Genomic DNA, 16,744 nt, shown 5'->3' on the forward strand with positions numbered 1-16,744 from the left:
TTATGTGGAAAAATACAAAATAGAAGGTGCAGTTCATCATGGGAATTTTTCAATGGTTAAATGATCAGTTATTAAAAATGCAGTGGCTCAGCGATTTGGTCGCTGTGCTTGTCCGGGATGTCTTCGGATTGGACCTCGCCGGCAGGGTAGGCGCCAGCATCCATTTCTTCATCTACGACGTCATCAAAATCTTCATCCTGTTGTCGGTGCTGATTTTCGGCATTTCTTACGTGCAAAGCTTCTTCCCGCCTGAGCGGACGAAGAAAATCTTGGGACGCTTTGATGGCATCACCGCCAATATTCTGGCGGCGTTGCTTGGGACGATTACACCATTCTGTTCTTGTTCTTCGATTCCGCTTTTCATCGGGTTCACCGGATCGGGACTGCCGTTGGGTGTGACGTTTTCGTTCCTGATCTCTTCGCCATTGGTCGATCTGGCATCCATCATCCTTTTGGCCAGCATCTTCAACTGGAAGATTGCCATCGCGTATGTCGTTGTGGGTTTGATCCTTGCGGTTGTAGGCGGAACCTTCATCGGGAAAGCGCATCTGGAGGATCAGGTCGAGTCCTTTGTTTTCGGCAGCCCGACTGTTGAACTGGAAGAAGCCGAGTTGACCAGGAAGGACCGTGTCGATTATGCGGTGGATCAAGTGAAGGAAGTCGTCCAGAAAGTATGGCTGTACGTTCTTCTTGGGGTCGGCATCGGGGCGGCCATCCACAACTGGATTCCCGAATCCGTCATAACGGCTCTGTTGGGTCAGGATAAATGGTATTCGGTATTGGTGGCGACTTTCGTCGGCATTCCGATGTACGCGGATATTTTTGGGACGCTGCCCATTTCCGAAGCGCTTGTCGCAAAAGGTGTCGGATTGGGAACCGTGCTTTCCTTCATGATGGGCGTAACGGCATTGTCCTTGCCGTCGATGGTCATGCTGAAGCAGGTCGTCAAACCGAAACTGTTGGGCCTCTTCTTCGGAATCGTGGCTGTCGGCATCGTCATCATCGGCTATGTGTTCAATTTCTTGGGACCTATTTTTATGTAATCAAATAAAAAATAATAAGCAGGAGGAAAATCATCATGGAAATCAAAATTTTGGGTATAGGCTGCAAAAATTGCGTGAATTTGGCTAAGAACACGGAAGAGGCATTGAAGGAACTGGGGATGGAAGCAACCATCACAAAAGTGACCGACATGAAAGACATCGCGAAATACGGCATCATGCGCACACCGGGATTGGTCATCGACGAGAAAGTCGTCTCCTACGGTAAAGTCGCCAGTGCGGAAGAAATCACAGAATTGTTGAAAAAATAAGCAAGTTATCAAAAGTGCGGGGATAAATGTTTCTCTTCCCCGCACTTTTTTTGTTTCTTGTTGAATTCAGCATTGACTATAAATAGAAGAAAATCTATATTATAAGAGTACCAATATTTTAATGAAATCAATACAGGATTCACCTTTAGATAGAATGAGAATGAGGAGACACAAAAAATGACAAACATCACTATTTTTGAACCGGAAACAAGCAGCAGCTTGTTCAGCAGCCAGGATGCCCTGCGCATTGCAGCAGTAATGGAGGCTTTGGAAGGCTTGGAGAATTACGAGGCATTGCTTTTTAATTTGACCGATGATGCGGATCAATTCACGCTCAACAAGTCCGTAAAAGAAAAAATCGAGGCGGAAGGCAATAGCGTCTTGCCGATCACTGTTGTGGATGGAGAAATCGTTAAAAGTGGAGGCTACCCGACCAACGATGAAATAACCAGCTATATCGGCGTCCGCTTCATTGAAGACACCGAAGGCTCTTGTGGTTGCGGAGGCTGTGGTTGTGGCGGTTCGGAGGAATTTGCCGAAGCAGAAGAAGCAGAAAAAGCAGAAAAAGAAGAATCAGGCTGCTGCGGCGGCAATGGCGAAAAAGGCGGCTGTGGCTGCGGTGGACAGGGCCATCATCATCATCAGGAAGAAACAACTCAAGCAAAAGAATCTTGTTGCGGCGGTCATGGACACCATCACCACCATCATGAGGAAGCTGAGACAGCGACTAAGGGCTCATGCGGTTGTGGGCAGGGCGGCTGTTGCTAGCAAAAATAAAGAATACTCGTGTCTCGGGATACCCCGGCTCGAGTTTCTTTTTCCGCGATAGATAGAAAAACGTCTATATAAAAAGGGGCTTCAGCAATCATGGATTATGAAAATTATGCAAAAATCGCAAAGGCTTTGGCCGACCCGAAGCGCGTTAAAATTGTCGATATGCTTTCCTGCGGGGCCATGTGTGCCTGCGACATACTGGAACATTTCGATTTTACCCAGCCAACTTTGTCCCATCACATCAATCTGTTGGTAAAGGCGGGACTGGTGACGACGGAAAAATCCGGCACGTGGCATTATTACGATCTGAATAAAGACGCTTTCGAAAAATTCAAGATAGATACAGCGGAACTGATGGCTAATACACCGGCCTGCATCTGTGAACCTGTACGGTCAAAATCTGTGTGCGCAACAGAAGAAAAAGAAAAGATCAAATGACGCAAGGAATGCTATAAAGAGCGCAAAACTATAAATGGAGGTATAATAAAATGAGTGGAAAAGAGCAATCAAGCATTTCGTTCTTCAATAAATATTTGAGTGTCTGGGTAGCAATCTGTATGGTGGTGGGGGTTCTGGTCGGAAAATATCTGCCGGCCATACCTGAATTCTTCGGGAAATTTGAATATGCGAACGTCTCGATCCCAACGGCCGTGCTGATATGGGTCATGATCTACCCGATGATGATGAAGGTAGATTTCCAAAGCGTCCGGGACGTCGGGAAAAATCCGAAAGGGCTTTATGTCACTTGGGTAGTGAACTGGCTGATCAAACCTTTCACCATGTACGCCATTTCCGCTTTTTTCTTCTTTGTCGTCTTCAAGAATTTCATTACGCCCGAGTTGGCGACGGAGTACTTGGCCGGTGCGATCCTCTTGGGAGCTGCCCCGTGTACGGCCATGGTGTTTGTCTGGAGCCAATTGACAAAAGGCAATCCGGCGTACACTGTCGTTCAGGTTGCGACCAATGATCTGATCATTCTGGTAGCCTTCATTCCAATCGTCAAATTCTTATTGGGCGTCAGCAACGTTACGGTTCCTTGGGACACCTTGATCTTGTCCGTTGTGTTGTTTGTCGTGATTCCGTTGGTCGGTGGCGTTTTGACGCGGATCTTCGTCACAAAGAAAAAAGGCGTCGCTTATTTCGAGAAGGATTTTCTTTCGAAATTTGACGGTGCGACCACTGCAGGGCTGTTGTTGATGCTGGTCTTGCTGTTCTCTTTCCAAGGAGAGGTCATTCTGGAGAACCCGTTGCACATTTTGATGATCGCGGTGCCTTTGATCCTGCAGACATTCCTGATTTTCTTCATTGCCTATCTTGCAAGCAAAGCTCTGAAGCTTCCATATAATATTGCTGCACCGGCCGGGATGATCGGCGCATCGAACTTTTTTGAATTATCGGTCGCGGTTGCCATCGCGTTGTTCGGAATGGATTCTCCAGCAGCATTGGCGACGGTTGTGGGTGTCTTGACTGAAGTGCCGGTGATGCTGATTTTGGTGAAAATTGCCAATTCGACAAGACATTGGTTTCCTGGAAAAGAAAATAGTGTAGTGAATCCTGTAAAAACGGTAAAATAAGCCACTTTAACTGAAAAGGAGAATTTATTATGAAAATCATCGTAATCGGTTCGGTAGCGGCGGGTACCTCCGTTGCGGCCAAAGCGCGCAGAAACACTGAGGAAGCGGAAATAGTCGTCTATGACCAAGGGAAGGATATTTCCTATTCTGTCTGCGGTATCCCCTACAAAATCGGTGGGGAAGTCGATTCAGTGGATCGCCTGACGCCGCGGGATGCGAAATGGTTCAAAAAGAGATATGATGTCTCCATCTTTACGGAACACAAAGTGACGAAAGTGGATCATGAAGCCAAAAAGATTCAAGTTAAAGATCTGACGACCGGCGAAATTAAAGAGGACGCTTATGATGTGTTAGTTTTCGCGACAGGTGCGGCGCCGCTTACGCCACCACCGTTCGATCAGGGTGCATACGACAATGTCTTCCATGTCCGCAACATCCAGGATCTTCGTGACATTGAAAGTTATTCGGAAGCGAATCAACCCAAAAAAGCGCTGATCATCGGTGCCGGGTTCATCGGTCTGGAGATGACCGAGCAGCTTGTGCAAAAAGGGTGGGATGTCACCATCGTTCAGTTGGAAAATCAAGTGATGCCGCCGATGGATGCGGATATGGCTTTCCGGGTGGAAGAAGTGCTGATGGCAAATGGGGTGCATCTGCACCTCGGGGATACGGTCAAGACCATCGAAGGTAAGGGGACCGTCAAAAAAGTGGTGACGACAAAAGGCGCCACCATCGAAACGGATATCGTCATCCTGGCTGCCGGCGTGCGTCCGAATATCCAACTGCCGAAGGAAATCGGCGTCACGATCGGAGCGACGGGTGCAGTTGCCGTCAACAGCAAAATGCAGACGAACATCCCGGATGTTTATGCGGTCGGAGACGTCGCCGAAAGCTTCTCGGTCATCACAGGCAAACCGATCTACCGTCCATTGGGCTCTACGGCCAATAAAATGGGACGGATAGCTGGAGACGTGATTACAGGCGGGAATCTGGAACACCGCGGGGTGCTGGGTACCGGCATCTTCCGCGTATTCAATCTGCATGTCGGCCAGACAGGCATGACCGAAAGAGAAGCGAAGGCAGCCGGTTATTCCGTGGAAGTCCTTTACAACATCAAACCGGACCACGCCGAATACCTTGGCGGCAAGGAACTGATCATCAAGGCATTGGCTGATAAAGCGACCGGACGCGTTTTGGGCGCGCAAATTTTAGGAACGCAAGGTGTGGACAAACGGATCGATGTCCTTGCCACGGCCATCACCTTCAAGGCAAAAGCGGAAGATCTGTTCCATCTCGATCTGGCGTATGCTCCGCCGTTCGCAACAACAAAAGACCCTATCCTTTATACAGGCATGGCTTTGGATAACGCCTTGCACGGAAATCCTTTGATGACGCCGGCCCAATTGGTCGAAACGCAACATAAAGGCGAATCTATCCAAGTGGTCGACACGCGTTCCGCCAAGGACTTCGAGAAGGGCCACGTCCAAGATGCAATCCACATTCCGTTAGGGGAACTGCGTGCACGCGCAGGTGAGCTTTCCAAAGATATCCCGACAGTAACCTACTGCAACAAAGGCGTGACCGGAAATGCCGCTCAGAATGTCTTGATCAACTTAGGTTTCCAGGAAGTCTACAACCTTTCCGGCGGCAACAAAAATTATCAAAGTTACCTCAAAATGCTGAAGAGAAAAAGCTGAAGATGAGTCTCTGAATGTACGTGAGAATAATGGAGGATCCGAAACGGGTTCTCCATTTTTTTGGATTAAAATCTGATTAGGGGTGGCAATTGTCAAAACGAGTGATAGAATGAAAAGTAAGTCAAATGTTTGGAGGATGAGTAGATGAATTATGATTTCGAAACACCCGTCAATCGGAGCAACACCGGGTCCGAAAAATGGGCAGCCATGTACAGAAATAATCCGAATGTGGGGAAGGATGTATATCCTTTTTCTGTAGCGGATTTGGACATAAAGACAGCACCTGAGATCGTCAAAGGACTGCAGGAATATATCGAAACAGCCGTGATGGGCTATGATCTGCCGACCGAAGACTATTACCGGGCAATCATCAATTGGATGGGGAACCGCCATGATTGGAAAATCAAGCAGGAATGGATCATCTGCACACCGGGCATCATCGCGGCGTTCTATTCCGCTATCCGGGCATACACCGAGCCGGGCGACGGCGTCCTCTACATGGGGCCGGTCTATTATCCGTTCATGAAGTCGATCAAGAACACGAAACGGACGCTCATCAACAATTCGTTGGTCCGCAATGGCGATCGCTATGAAATCGATTTTGAAGGTTTGGCCGAGAAAGCCAAAGATCCGAACATCAAACTGATGCTGTTCAGCAACCCGCATAATCCTGTCGGCCGCGTCTGGACCAAAGCGGAACTGGCGAAAGTCGTTGATATCTGCGCCGCCAATGATGTCGTGATTTTGGCGGATGAAATCCACCACGATCTGATCATGCCCGGGCATGTCTTCACGCCGATGGCAGCCATATCGGAAGCAGCAGCGGACATCTGCATCACGGCAACCGCCGCCAGCAAGTCCTTCAATATCGCGGGCCTGCGCAATTCCAACGTCATCATTTCGAATCCAAAGCTCCACACAGCTTTCAAGATGGATATGGAAATAACTGGGATAGGTGGAGGAACCAATGTTATCGGCTTGAAGGCGACAGAGATCGCCTACACGGCAGCCGAGGACTGGCTTGAAGAATTCAAAGCTTTGATCTGGCATAATCACGAAACGCTAAAGGATTTCCTGGCGAAGGAACTGCCGGAAGTGACTGTCTTCGATCTGGAAGGCACCTACCTGCAATGGATGGATTTCAGTGCCTTCGGTTTGTCGCACAAGCAATTGGAAGAAATCACGGAGCAGGAGGCGCAAGTGTTCCTGGATGAAGGCTACATCTTCGGGGATGAAGGTCGCGGATACGAAAGAATCAGCCTGGGTGCTCCAACGAAAACGCTGATGGAAGCGATGGAACGCCTGGTCACAGTCATGCAAAAATACCGGAAACAAAATCAATAGTGAACTGGGCTGTCTCGTTCGAGGCAGCCTTTGGTTTGGTGAAAACCCACGAGCAGCAGCGCGCTGCTCCGGTGAGCGGAGGCTTGGCCGTAGTTCAGCCAACATTCCTGATGTGTCCTCCGATGAGCGCAGCCTGGCCGGAGCTGAGCACGAAATTCAGCGGCGTCCTCCCGTGGGCGAATCCCTCACCGGAGCAGGAGAGCGCTCCAGCTGATTTCCTCCGGCCAACCGGAATCCAATTTCGAAAATAACGAATATCTAAAGAATTATTTAAAATTAAACCAACGTAAGCATCCTTCATCCTTTCTTCACAATCGGATGCTATACTGTAGAGTAACTAAAAGAAAGGTTGATGAGACATGTTGTATCCATTCTTCGATAGCACCTATATATTGATCATCCTCGGTATCGTGGTTTCCATGATTGCTTCGGGATTCGTCAAACGTACCTTCAATACCTATAACCAAGTGAAAAGCCAGAACGGATACACCGCTACGGATGCAGCACGCTTCATCCTGGAGCAATCGGGCATCCATGATGTGCAGATCGAGCGCGTCCGCGGAGATCTGACGGACCACTATGACTCGCGCGCCAAAGTGCTGCGCCTTTCCGACACGACAGCCAACTCGACTTCGGTCGCGGCCATCGGCGTCGCTGCCCATGAAGTCGGTCACGCAATCCAGGACCAAAAGAATTACATTCCGTTGCGCTTGCGCGCCGGTTTGGTCCCGGCCGCCAATTTAGGCCAGACGCTTTCCATGCCGATGATCATGATCGGCGTGTTCGCAGGCATGAACCAGACGTTCCTCAATTTGGGGATCCTTTTCTTCTCGTTCAGTTTCCTCTTCCAAGTGGTCACATTGCCTGTCGAGTTCAATGCATCCGGCCGCGCGCTGAAGATCCTTTCGAACGGCGGCATCCTGAATGCGCAAGAAGTGCCGAAAGCCCGCAAAGTTCTTGTCGCAGCAGCCATGACGTATGTCGCGGCGGCCTTCATGAGCTTCCTGCAACTGCTCCGTCTGCTGTTGCTTTTCGGCGGCGGAAACAACGACGATTAACCAACAGGAGCGCGATCAGTCCGCCTTCCATCCGAAAAAGCTGCTTCGGTCCATTCCAACGGACCAGAGCAGCTTTTTTTTGCTGTGCTTGATCCCCTGAAAGGCGGCCATTAAACTTGTTATCTTGGGGTGGCTATACTATAATCATGTTAGCATTTTGGAAGTCTATATCAAGAAAGAGTTCCAAATCAAACTCTGGAAGTAGGAGCAATCAATGAAGCTGGATAAACAATCACAAGACAAGCGTGTCATAGCCACAAAGAAAAACCTTCTGCAGGCGTTGATAACGTTGCTGGAAGAAAAATCCATCGAAGAAGTGACGGTAAGGGAGCTTACCCAGCGTGCAAAAGTGAATCGGGGAACTTTTTACCTGCATTATGTAGACAAGCATGATCTGTTGGAGAAAAATATCGATGCGCTGATCCTGGAACTCCAGGACAGAGGGAAAGCCATCACAAAAACGGTTTTGTCCGATACAGCAGAAATAGAATTCAGGCAAGTAACGGTTGAGGCGTTCACGGACATCTTCAGCTACATCAAAGAAAATGAACGTTTCTTCAGTGTTCTTTTCAATGGGAGAAGCAGCTATTCCTTTTCGCTCAAATTCAACACCTATCTGAGGGGACAGTTGGAGGAACAGATCCGGTCGAAAAAAACCGTCATACCTTATGAACACTGGATTACCGCCGTTTCCTTCGCCTATCAAGGGATGATTTACTCATGGGTGACGAACGGCATGAAAGACTCGCCGGAACGGATGGGCGAGTATGGGTATTATTTCATTTCCCAAAGCGTGGTGGAAATAACCAGAGGAACGTGATCGTTCTATAATAAAGTATATTTGCGGTCGAGCGAAAGGGGGAAACATCATGGGAAGAGGCAACCTTGATTTGAATGTGGTCCAGGAGATACTGAACAAGACAAAAGAAGAAGTGGAAAACATGCACCCCGTCAATATCCTGCTGGCGGGGAAGACGGGTGTCGGGAAAAGCACGCTGATCAACAATGTCTTCCGGGAACGGATGGCTGAGACCGGCATCGGGAAACCCGTCACGAAGCATCTGCGTCGGATCGCGAAGGAAGGCATGCCGATCGTGCTGTATGATACGCGCGGACTGGAATTGGGACATCCGATCCAAACCGAAGTTAAGAAGGAAATCATCGAGGCCATCAAGAAAAGCCAAAAGGAAGGATCCGATAAGGCGATCCATTTGGTCTACTATTGCATCAACGCGCATTCTTCCCGCATCGAGGAATCCGAGATTGCCTTCATGGAAGAACTTTCCGGCTTGCTGCCGGTGCTGGTCGTCCTGACGCAATCGATCGGACAGCCTGCGAATGAGCTGAAGAAATACATCGAAAACCTGAACTTACCGATTGTTGGGGTGCTGACCGTGATGGCGGAACCCTACACCATCACGGATGAACTGGTGCTTCCACAAAGCGGATTGAAGGAACTGATCGAGCGTACGTTTGCGGTGCTGCCGGAGGAGACGAAAGAGGCTTTTAACAACGCCCAACAGGTGGATATCGCGCGTAAAGCGAAAGCATCCCGAAGTTGGGCGACCAAATACATCGCAACCACATTCGGCGTTGGCTTCACACCGATCCCTTTTTCCGATGCGACTCTGCTGGTGCCGATGCAGATCGGCATGTTAGCCCATATCACCGCCATCTTCGGCATCTCGATGGATAAAGCCGCCATCACCAGTGTGATCGGCGCTGTCGGCGGAACAGGGGGAGCCACTTATCTGGGGAGGTACATCGTCTCCAACCTGCTGAAACTGATTCCCGGCGCAGGAACGATCGTCGGAGGGGTCATCAGCGGCGCTACGGCTGCCGTCCTGACGACCGCTTTGGCGATGAGTTACATCGAGGTGCTGACGGTCGTGGCCAAAGGGGAAAAAGACGGCAAATACCCTGATCTCAGCAACATCGAGACGCTGATGCGCGAAAAAATGCAGGAGCGCCTCAAAATGGGGACCAAGGATCAGGACGTCAAAGAAGTACTGGAGAACCTGAAGAAAAGCAATCCTTTGAAAAAATGGCTGAAAAAATAGAACACAAAAACGCACAGTCAGCCGACTGTGCGTTTTTTCAACATACCTGATTTTAGATGCCGGTTGCGTTAAGAGATTGTTTTAACGGGCCATTTTTCAGTGCGAAAAGGTAACAGATGCCGTAAATGACGCTGAGCGCCATCATCGCATACATCCCGATTGCATATGATCCGGTCACATCGTAAACGGCTCCCCAAAGCGGGCCTGAGATGGACATCCCGATGGAAGGCGCCATGCCGAGGATGGACCAGATACGCGGGTAATCCCCGATACCGAAGACTTCGCTCACGACCAACGGGGTCAGCACAGCGGGTCCGCCGAGTCCGAACGCTAGGATGAACATGACGATCGATAAGGCCAGGAAAGAGCGGGTGGTCGCAAGGAAGAACAAGGCGATCACCATGCAGACAACAACAACCGTAAGGGTGATGGTGGAATCGATTTTGTCATTGATGGCTCCCACAGAAATGTTGGCGATGATCATGCCGGCCATGACGAGCGAGAACAACGAGCCGACCTGTGCAGATGTGAAGTCCATGCCGCTGAAGTGCGCCGGCAAATGTTGCATCATCCCGCCTCCGAAAGCGGAAAGGAAAATGCCTATGAACAGGATGTGAAACGGTTTCATCTTTTTGGCATCTTCATAAGATATGGACAGATCATGTACAGGGTGATTGCTTTGGGTTTGAGTGGACAATTCATCCCCGTAAGCGTTCAGGCCGATGGCACCGGGATTTTCCACCAACAAAAAGAGGGCATTCGGTACAGTCAAGAGCGCGAAAAGTCCTGCAATCAGAAAGTAACCCATGCGCCAACCAAAATTATCCAGAAATGTCGGCATGATCATCGAAACGATGGCTCCCGCAAGTCCCCCGGAGGCATTCAACAAGCCCATCATCAATCCTTTTTTGGCCGTGAACCAATTGTTGATCAATAAAATTGCCAGAAACATGGTGATCGGCATCATGAACAAACCTAGGAAAATACCTCCCAGATAAAATTGCCACAGACGGGTGGCGAATGCCAACCAAACAAATCCAAGCGAAACCCAGAGTCCTCCTCCGATCAGCAATCGCTTTGCGCCAAATTTGGGAAGGAATTGTCCGATCAGTGGAAGTACGAAGACGCCTGTCAAAGTCGACAGGCTGATGTAAAGCGAAAAGGCACTGCGTGTGAAACCTAATTCCGCGGTGATGGGCTCAACGAAGAAACCAACCGCATTCCCGGCAATGTACATGGCCATGATCAAAAAGGCCGCAGAAAAAAAGGATAAATAGTGGCGTAAGGTCATATAACAGTTCCTCTCTACATCATAATAAATAAAATGTGATCCATGTCAGAATTTCCGTATAACAAAAAGGCATCCCACAATATGGAATGTCGTTTCGTGAAACCGAATACATGTTTCTTTATTTAAAATATTATATTAATAATCAACAAAAAGCAATAGAATGTCAAAAAAATCGTCACACCCGTGAGGATGTGACGACAGAAAGAGGCGCATAAATTTTCTGAAGATTTCAATCTTCAAAATGCAACTGCAGTTGCGGAACCTGGAAGAAATGCTGAAGAGCCAATGCGATTCCACCCAAAAGTGCTCCGTTTTTCCCCAGTGTGGACAAACTAACTGGAACGTTGTGCCCAGATTTTCGGTTCAATTCCGTTTGGATTGCGGTCACACATTCCGGTAACGAACGGAAAAGCTCCCCATTCAGATAGACTTTTTCTGGATCGAGCAGGCTGACAACATTGCTGATTGCGATGCTCATATGCAGCACGAGATGGTCCACTACATTTTTGGCATCTTCATCGTCGGTTTTGTACAGGGCAATCAGATCGGCCAGCTGAAGTGCGGGATCCTTCTTCAGGTCCCTGATTTCCGCAATCAAAGCAGCGGTTGAACAATATTGGTTCAGGCAGCCTTGTTTGCCGCAGTCGCAGTCTTTCCCGAATGGATAGAGGATCGTGTGCCCCAGATTACCGGCCAAGCTATTTTTGCTGCGGAACAACCGGTTCTGCAACAGGATTCCGGAACCGATGCCTTCATCCAGATCGATACTGATGATGTTCCCTGGAGAGTGGGCGAATACAGCTTCGGCGATAACCGCCAGATTATTCTGGTTCTCCAGAAAGATCGGGCAGTCGATGGCGTCGCTCTCCAGATGTTTGGCGGTCAGATGCTCTAACATTTTGTTAGTTGATGATACTATCTCATCTTCATGCACAAAGCCGTCGATGGACACAACAATACCTACGAAGCGGAACGGCGTCTTGGTGAGGCTCTTCCTGTGATAAATAACCACTTCCTCGATGCTGTCGATGATATTGCTGGCCTCCACTTTTCTGACCAAATCGTACTGGGCAACGATTCTGCCTTGAAGATTGCAGACGAGAGAAGAAATCTTTGTTTGTGTAATGGTCAAACTCATCGCGTATCCGCCATTCGCATTCACCTTCAACAGCACTGGTTTTCTCCCGCCAACGACAGAACTTTGACCTGTACCGAGTTCGACGACAAGTTTTTCCTTAAGAAGTTTTTTGACAATTTCGGATACGGTTGCCTTATTGAGTCCGGAATCATGAGAGATAGCCGCTCGTGAAGTATTAGGATGATTGATGATTGCTGTCAAAACGATGGTCTCGTTCTGTTCCCTGATTGTGTTGCGGTTGACGATCATGGTGTGTCACACCCTTTACAAATTTTTTTGAGTTTTGGGCGCAGAAAGGTGATGGATCTGAAAAATATACAAAGAAAGGCCATCTTGAAGCAGAGTCGTACGTGTTCCAGAAAGCATCTCGGAGGTGGAAATACCCTGTATAGTCGTCAGAAAACCGGTGTTGAATGCGGTTACATAAATGATGAAGACAAAAGTGGGCTCGTTGAAGAGCGATGGGTGGGGAAAACAGTCATTGCGGGCATTCGTCTTTGGTTACATTTTACCACTTTCTGCTGTTAATTGCGAGGTTTGGATGACTGCCAAACCCAATTTACGCGCATTTTTTCTCCATGCACACAAAGGGATGAAGCGTTTTCTGGATTCTGGTCTCTGAGTCATTGTCATTTTTGGGGATAATCGGTAAAATGAAAGGAATCGTGGGAGGGGGTTTTTACAGAATGTTGGGTTTGAACGGAATCGAATGGATGATGTTGATCATCGCAGCGATCATCATCGGTTTTTCCAAAACAGGCATACAAGGCGCGACAATTCCGGCAGTGGCGCTCGTTGCCGTCCTATTCGGAGGAAAGGCATCAGCCGGAATCATGTTGCCCATGCTGATGCTGGGGGATCTGATCGCCATCTTTCAATACGGCAAGCAGGGTAAATTCAGTGACGTCCTGAAATTGTTGCCAGCAGCCGTAATCGGTATCGCCGGCGGAGCCATCGCGGGCAATTATCTCGATGACAAGCAGTTCAAATCCTTGTTGGGTATCGTCGTGTTGATTTGCTTGGGGCTATTGGTCTACCGAGAGGTGGCCAAAAGAGTTTTGCCGCTTCCGAAAAATCCGATCTTCCACTGGATGGTGGGGGCTGTCAGCGGATTTTCATCGATGGTAGGGAATGCCGCAGGGCCCATATTCAATGTCTATGTGCTGTCGCAGGACCTAACCAAAAACAAGATGATCGGAACGACTGCCTGGTTCTTCCTAGTGATGAATATCGTGAAGTTGCCTTTCCACATCTTTATGTGGGGAACCGTCACTTGGGGGACGCTCAGGTACATGTTGCTGATGATTCCTTTCATCGCATTAGGCAGTTGGATGGGAATCACTTTCGTCAGGAAGATAAACGAAGTATGGTATAAACGCATCATCATGATCATGACTGCGATTGCGGCGATCCGTCTGTTCATCTAAAAAAGAGATGCCTAATGAAGGGAGTAAAATCCTTTCATTAGGCATCTCTTTTTGCAGTCCTAAAAAACTGGCTGAATATTTCTGCTACTTAAGGTGTTCCACTTCTACTTCATCAGCCGGATCGACTGGCCCACGCAAAGCCCGTTGGTTGGCCCGGTGAAGGTGGAAAGCTTCCAGGATCGGAACCAATATCGAAGCGACGAGTCCGCCCGAAAAGCCGTTGTTGTACAGGTTGACGCCGCCATGGAGATAGCCGATATTCATGACCAACGTCAGATGCATGGCTCCGGCGATGATGCCCGCTATGTTCCCGTAGCGGCCGGCCAGAGGCGCCAAGGTTGTACCGAAAAGTGCCGAAATCAAGACGATGGTGGACTGATTGTCCTGATAGTTGAGTCGGCCCATCAGCGTGACCCCGATCAGAATCGGCAGGACATTCTTGACGTTTTTCCCGAAGGCTCCAAAGCCTATGACTGTGAAGATTCCGCCCAAAACGGGACCGTTGATTTCTCCACCCATAAGCAGAATGTAAGTCGTAGACAGGAATCCCAGCAAAGACATGTTGATGAGCGTTGCACCCAAACCGCCCAGTTCCAGGTAATCAGTGGACAATTGGCCCGAATGGCGCATGATCCGCTTCAACCCTTTGAAACTCCATCCGTTGAGCCACAAGCCAAGCAGGAACATGCCGCTGAACAATGTATAGAGCATCACCGAAAATGGGCCGTTGTAGCCGCTGGCAAGGATATTTGCTGTTTTTATCTCGAAACCGAAGTTGCGCATCAAAGAGATGAAGACCGTTCCGATGATGCCGCAAGTGAAGCCGACGTTATAGAGGCTGAATCCTCTTGTGAAGGTAACGAAATGATGCGCCAGTGGGGGAATCAGGAAGCCGGAAATGAAACCGGCGCCCAGCCCCAGAAGCACTCCATAGGGTTGACCGATGCCGAGGCTGAAGGAGAGTTCACTGACCAGCGGTGCCAAGGCTGTCCCGAAAAGGGCGGCCAGCAACGATTTGTGCATCGGTACTTTTGTGACTCTTGCATATGTGAAGGCACCGATGCTGATCGGCATGGAATTGAATAAGTTCTTGCCAAAAAAAGCGAATCCCGCAATCGTCAAAATGCCGGCTATGACCGGACCGTTAATCTTGGCATCCGCCATCCGGACGATCCAAAGAGCCTGCAACGTCATCAAGGCAACGTTGAACAAGGCCGCGCCGACGTTCGTCAACGCCATGTAATCCGTAAAGAGATTAGCCGGAGAGGCCAGGATGGTGAGGTTGCCTTCATAAATTTCGCGTGGGCTGTTGAACAGGAAAGCCACACCGCCCATCAATAAGGCGAAGCCGGCCAATAAGCCAAATTTTAATCGCTCGTAGAGTTCCTCTGCGCCACTCATAGTAGGCTGTCTTTTCTGTATCATTAGTGTCCCCCAATCTTATAGTGTTGAAACTGATTAATGAAAATAAAATATGGAAATTGCTGTTTGTCGCTACTGTTAGACCCCAAGCTGACAAACTCATGTAAACGTTAACTTACATTTAATTATACAGTGCCGGAGCGACTCTCACAATATTTATTTTCAACTTTACTAAAATCCACTAATATTGCAACAGGAAATACACAAACGGAACAATCTGCGCTGAACATTTGGCCCAAAAGGCAGCGTCCAGTCGAAAAAAGGCTGCACTTTTGTACCGATTCAGCCCGGATTGTTTTACCGAAAGAGCGTCGTAAAGCCCCTTGCTTTAGCTATGGGGATATAAGACGTGCACTTAGTTGTGTTATGTGGGAATTCGCTGTATAATCAATATATGGAAAATAAAAAATATAAATCAAATAATAACATCGTTTATTCTTGTACCTACCATGTTGTCTGGTGTCCAAAATATCGGCGAAAGGTCCTTGTCGGACCAGTAGCGGCACGCTTAAAGGAGCTCATTGTAGAAACGTGCACCGGTCTATCCGTCGAAATTCAGGAAATGGAGATCATGCCAGACCACGTTCACCTCCTATTGGATATAGACCCACAATTCGGGGTTCACAAAGCAGTCAAACGCATCAAGGGAGTTTCTTCCCGCGTGCTGAGACAGGAGTTTAAGGAACTGACGACGAAGCTACCCACTCTTTGGTCGAATAGCTATTTCGTTTCCACAGTGGGTGGGGCACCGCTTGAAATGATTAAGCAATACATCCAAAGCCAAAAGACCTCACAACGCCAGTAAATGCAAAGCAATCATCAAGAAAGGAGGAACACGTATGGCTAAAAGCAAAACAGCTTCATTCGTCGTAGAGCTGGGACTTGTTACACATCAAAATGAACAAGCAGTGCTGGATAAGCGTTTCAAAATTGCTGAAAAACTGTATAACAAGGTCTTGTACCATGCGCGGACGCAGCTAACAGAGTTGTATAAGAACCGTCGATACCAAGATGTGCTGGCAGAACGCCGCTTGGCCATCAACGCAAACGACAAGAAACGTGTGACGGCGTGCAACAAGGAATTGCAAACTATCCAAAAGACCTTCGGTATGACGGAATACGCTTTGCATGCCTACATCGGACGGATGCGCGAGGCGTACAAGAAGCATATCGACAGCTTCACAGCACAGAAAATCGCTTCAACGGTCTGGACAAGTGTGTCCTCCCTTCTGTATGGCAAAGGAAAAAAGGTACGCTTCAAAAAATTCGGACAGATGGAATCGTTGGAGGGCAAGTCGAACGCTTCGGGCATGCGCTTCAAAGGCGACCGTTTGGAGTGGAACGGGCTGATTCTGCCCGTCAATATCCGTACCAACGACCTATTTGTTCAGGAATCCCTTTCCTTGCACCGGGTGAAATATTGCCGCATCGTACGCAAGGCGTTCAAGAGCGTTAATCAGTACTTCCTGCAACTGGTGCTGGAAGGTATCCCGCCAGTGAAACGCAACAATAATACAGGCATGTCCCGCCGAAAACCCGCTCCGAATGCGGAAGTGGGCATCGACATCGGCACCTCTACGGTGGCGGTGGTAGGTGATGACGGCGTCATCTTGAAGGAATTATTTCCAGAAGGAGCGTCCTATGACC

Annotated in this window: 16 protein-coding genes; 13 read left to right on the top strand and 3 right to left on the bottom strand. The window is 48.8% G+C overall.

Annotated elements, in window-relative coordinates; genetic code table 11:
- Nucleotides 1-38 precede the first annotated feature (38 nt).
- From WBV27_RS09835 to WBV27_RS09880, 10 genes are all read left to right on the top strand, one after another.
- Complete coding sequence (locus WBV27_RS09835; RefSeq protein ID WP_424201622.1) at nucleotides 39-1,043, top strand: permease; 1,005 nt, start codon at nucleotides 39-41, stop codon at nucleotides 1,041-1,043.
- 35 nt (nucleotides 1,044-1,078) lie between these two features.
- Entirely contained in the window at nucleotides 1,079-1,312 is a 234-nt protein-coding gene (locus WBV27_RS09840; RefSeq protein WP_424201624.1) for a thioredoxin family protein, read from the top strand.
- A 177-nt stretch (nucleotides 1,313-1,489) separates the two neighbouring features.
- Nucleotides 1,490-2,080 (top strand): arsenic metallochaperone ArsD family protein, encoded by a 591-nt coding sequence (locus WBV27_RS09845; RefSeq protein WP_424201626.1) that lies wholly within the window; start codon nucleotides 1,490-1,492, stop codon nucleotides 2,078-2,080.
- Between the two features lie 99 nt (nucleotides 2,081-2,179).
- Nucleotides 2,180-2,524, top strand: a complete 345-nt coding sequence (locus WBV27_RS09850) for an ArsR/SmtB family transcription factor (RefSeq protein WP_424201628.1) — start codon at nucleotides 2,180-2,182, stop codon at nucleotides 2,522-2,524.
- A 50-nt stretch (nucleotides 2,525-2,574) separates the two neighbouring features.
- A complete protein-coding gene (arsB, locus tag WBV27_RS09855) occupies nucleotides 2,575-3,660 on the top strand; it encodes an ACR3 family arsenite efflux transporter (protein ID WP_424201630.1) in 1,086 nt (361 codons plus the stop codon).
- A gap of 29 nt (nucleotides 3,661-3,689) precedes the next feature.
- Nucleotides 3,690-5,357, top strand: a complete 1,668-nt coding sequence (locus WBV27_RS09860) for an FAD-dependent oxidoreductase (RefSeq protein ID WP_424201632.1) — start codon at nucleotides 3,690-3,692, stop codon at nucleotides 5,355-5,357.
- Between the two features lie 144 nt (nucleotides 5,358-5,501).
- Nucleotides 5,502-6,701 carry a MalY/PatB family protein gene (locus tag WBV27_RS09865; protein ID WP_424201634.1) on the top strand — a complete coding sequence of 400 codons (1,200 nt, stop codon included), beginning with the start codon at nucleotides 5,502-5,504 and terminating at the stop codon, nucleotides 6,699-6,701.
- A 359-nt stretch (nucleotides 6,702-7,060) separates the two neighbouring features.
- Nucleotides 7,061-7,759 (top strand): zinc metallopeptidase, encoded by a 699-nt coding sequence (locus tag WBV27_RS09870; RefSeq protein WP_424201636.1) that lies wholly within the window; start codon nucleotides 7,061-7,063, stop codon nucleotides 7,757-7,759.
- 214 nt (nucleotides 7,760-7,973) lie between these two features.
- Nucleotides 7,974-8,579 carry a TetR/AcrR family transcriptional regulator gene (locus tag WBV27_RS09875; RefSeq protein ID WP_424201638.1) on the top strand — a complete coding sequence of 202 codons (606 nt, stop codon included), beginning with the start codon at nucleotides 7,974-7,976 and terminating at the stop codon, nucleotides 8,577-8,579.
- A 49-nt stretch (nucleotides 8,580-8,628) separates the two neighbouring features.
- The gene (locus WBV27_RS09880; protein WP_424201640.1) at nucleotides 8,629-9,819 is read left to right on the top strand and encodes a YcjF family protein; all 1,191 of its coding nucleotides are present in this window, start codon (nucleotides 8,629-8,631) and stop codon (nucleotides 9,817-9,819) included.
- A 52-nt stretch (nucleotides 9,820-9,871) separates the two neighbouring features.
- Here the strand turns inward: WBV27_RS09880 and WBV27_RS09885 are convergent, their stop codons facing one another.
- Together WBV27_RS09885 and WBV27_RS09890 are read right to left on the bottom strand one after the other, a co-directional pair.
- On the bottom strand, nucleotides 9,872-11,110 hold the full coding sequence (locus WBV27_RS09885; RefSeq protein ID WP_424201642.1) for an MFS transporter: 1,239 nt from the start codon (nucleotides 11,108-11,110) through the stop codon (nucleotides 9,872-9,874).
- A gap of 229 nt (nucleotides 11,111-11,339) precedes the next feature.
- Nucleotides 11,340-12,497: an ROK family transcriptional regulator gene (locus WBV27_RS09890; RefSeq protein ID WP_424201644.1), complete on the bottom strand. Its 1,158-nt coding sequence runs from the start codon at nucleotides 12,495-12,497 to the stop codon at nucleotides 11,340-11,342.
- A gap of 437 nt (nucleotides 12,498-12,934) precedes the next feature.
- Here WBV27_RS09890 and WBV27_RS09895 point away from each other — a divergent pair, with 437 nt between their 5' ends.
- Nucleotides 12,935-13,675: a sulfite exporter TauE/SafE family protein gene (locus WBV27_RS09895; protein ID WP_424201646.1), complete on the top strand. Its 741-nt coding sequence runs from the start codon at nucleotides 12,935-12,937 to the stop codon at nucleotides 13,673-13,675.
- An 84-nt stretch (nucleotides 13,676-13,759) separates the two neighbouring features.
- Here the strand turns inward: WBV27_RS09895 and WBV27_RS09900 are convergent, their stop codons facing one another.
- Complete coding sequence (locus WBV27_RS09900) at nucleotides 13,760-15,100, bottom strand: DUF1576 domain-containing protein (protein WP_424201648.1); 1,341 nt, start codon at nucleotides 15,098-15,100, stop codon at nucleotides 13,760-13,762.
- 391 nt (nucleotides 15,101-15,491) lie between these two features.
- Between WBV27_RS09900 and tnpA the strand changes: the two genes are divergently transcribed.
- On the top strand, nucleotides 15,492-15,902 hold the full coding sequence (tnpA, locus tag WBV27_RS09905) for an IS200/IS605 family transposase (RefSeq protein ID WP_424201652.1): 411 nt from the start codon (nucleotides 15,492-15,494) through the stop codon (nucleotides 15,900-15,902).
- 34 nt (nucleotides 15,903-15,936) lie between these two features.
- Nucleotides 15,937-16,744, top strand: an 808-nt coding sequence (locus tag WBV27_RS09910) for a hypothetical protein (protein ID WP_424201650.1), incomplete at its 3' end; no start/stop codon positions are given.

Origin of the sequence: Trichococcus sp., assembly GCF_049589555.1 — a bacterium.
Taxonomy (GTDB): domain Bacteria; phylum Bacillota; class Bacilli; order Lactobacillales; family Aerococcaceae; genus Trichococcus.

Coding starts and splice junctions, on each gene's coding strand:
- WBV27_RS09835 (WP_424201622.1), top strand. CDS start 39: ATGGGAATTTTTCAATGGTTAAATGATCAGTTATTAAAAATGCAGTGG.
- WBV27_RS09840 (WP_424201624.1), top strand. CDS start 1,079: ATGGAAATCAAAATTTTGGGTATAGGCTGCAAAAATTGCGTGAATTTG.
- WBV27_RS09845 (WP_424201626.1), top strand. CDS start 1,490: ATGACAAACATCACTATTTTTGAACCGGAAACAAGCAGCAGCTTGTTC.
- WBV27_RS09850 (WP_424201628.1), top strand. CDS start 2,180: ATGGATTATGAAAATTATGCAAAAATCGCAAAGGCTTTGGCCGACCCG.
- arsB (WP_424201630.1), top strand. CDS start 2,575: ATGAGTGGAAAAGAGCAATCAAGCATTTCGTTCTTCAATAAATATTTG.
- WBV27_RS09860 (WP_424201632.1), top strand. CDS start 3,690: ATGAAAATCATCGTAATCGGTTCGGTAGCGGCGGGTACCTCCGTTGCG.
- WBV27_RS09865 (WP_424201634.1), top strand. CDS start 5,502: ATGAATTATGATTTCGAAACACCCGTCAATCGGAGCAACACCGGGTCC.
- WBV27_RS09870 (WP_424201636.1), top strand. CDS start 7,061: ATGTTGTATCCATTCTTCGATAGCACCTATATATTGATCATCCTCGGT.
- WBV27_RS09875 (WP_424201638.1), top strand. CDS start 7,974: ATGAAGCTGGATAAACAATCACAAGACAAGCGTGTCATAGCCACAAAG.
- WBV27_RS09880 (WP_424201640.1), top strand. CDS start 8,629: ATGGGAAGAGGCAACCTTGATTTGAATGTGGTCCAGGAGATACTGAAC.
- WBV27_RS09885 (WP_424201642.1), bottom strand. CDS start 11,110: ATGACCTTACGCCACTATTTATCCTTTTTTTCTGCGGCCTTTTTGATC.
- WBV27_RS09890 (WP_424201644.1), bottom strand. CDS start 12,497: ATGATCGTCAACCGCAACACAATCAGGGAACAGAACGAGACCATCGTT.
- WBV27_RS09895 (WP_424201646.1), top strand. CDS start 12,935: ATGTTGGGTTTGAACGGAATCGAATGGATGATGTTGATCATCGCAGCG.
- WBV27_RS09900 (WP_424201648.1), bottom strand. CDS start 15,100: ATGATACAGAAAAGACAGCCTACTATGAGTGGCGCAGAGGAACTCTAC.
- tnpA (WP_424201652.1), top strand. CDS start 15,492: ATGGAAAATAAAAAATATAAATCAAATAATAACATCGTTTATTCTTGT.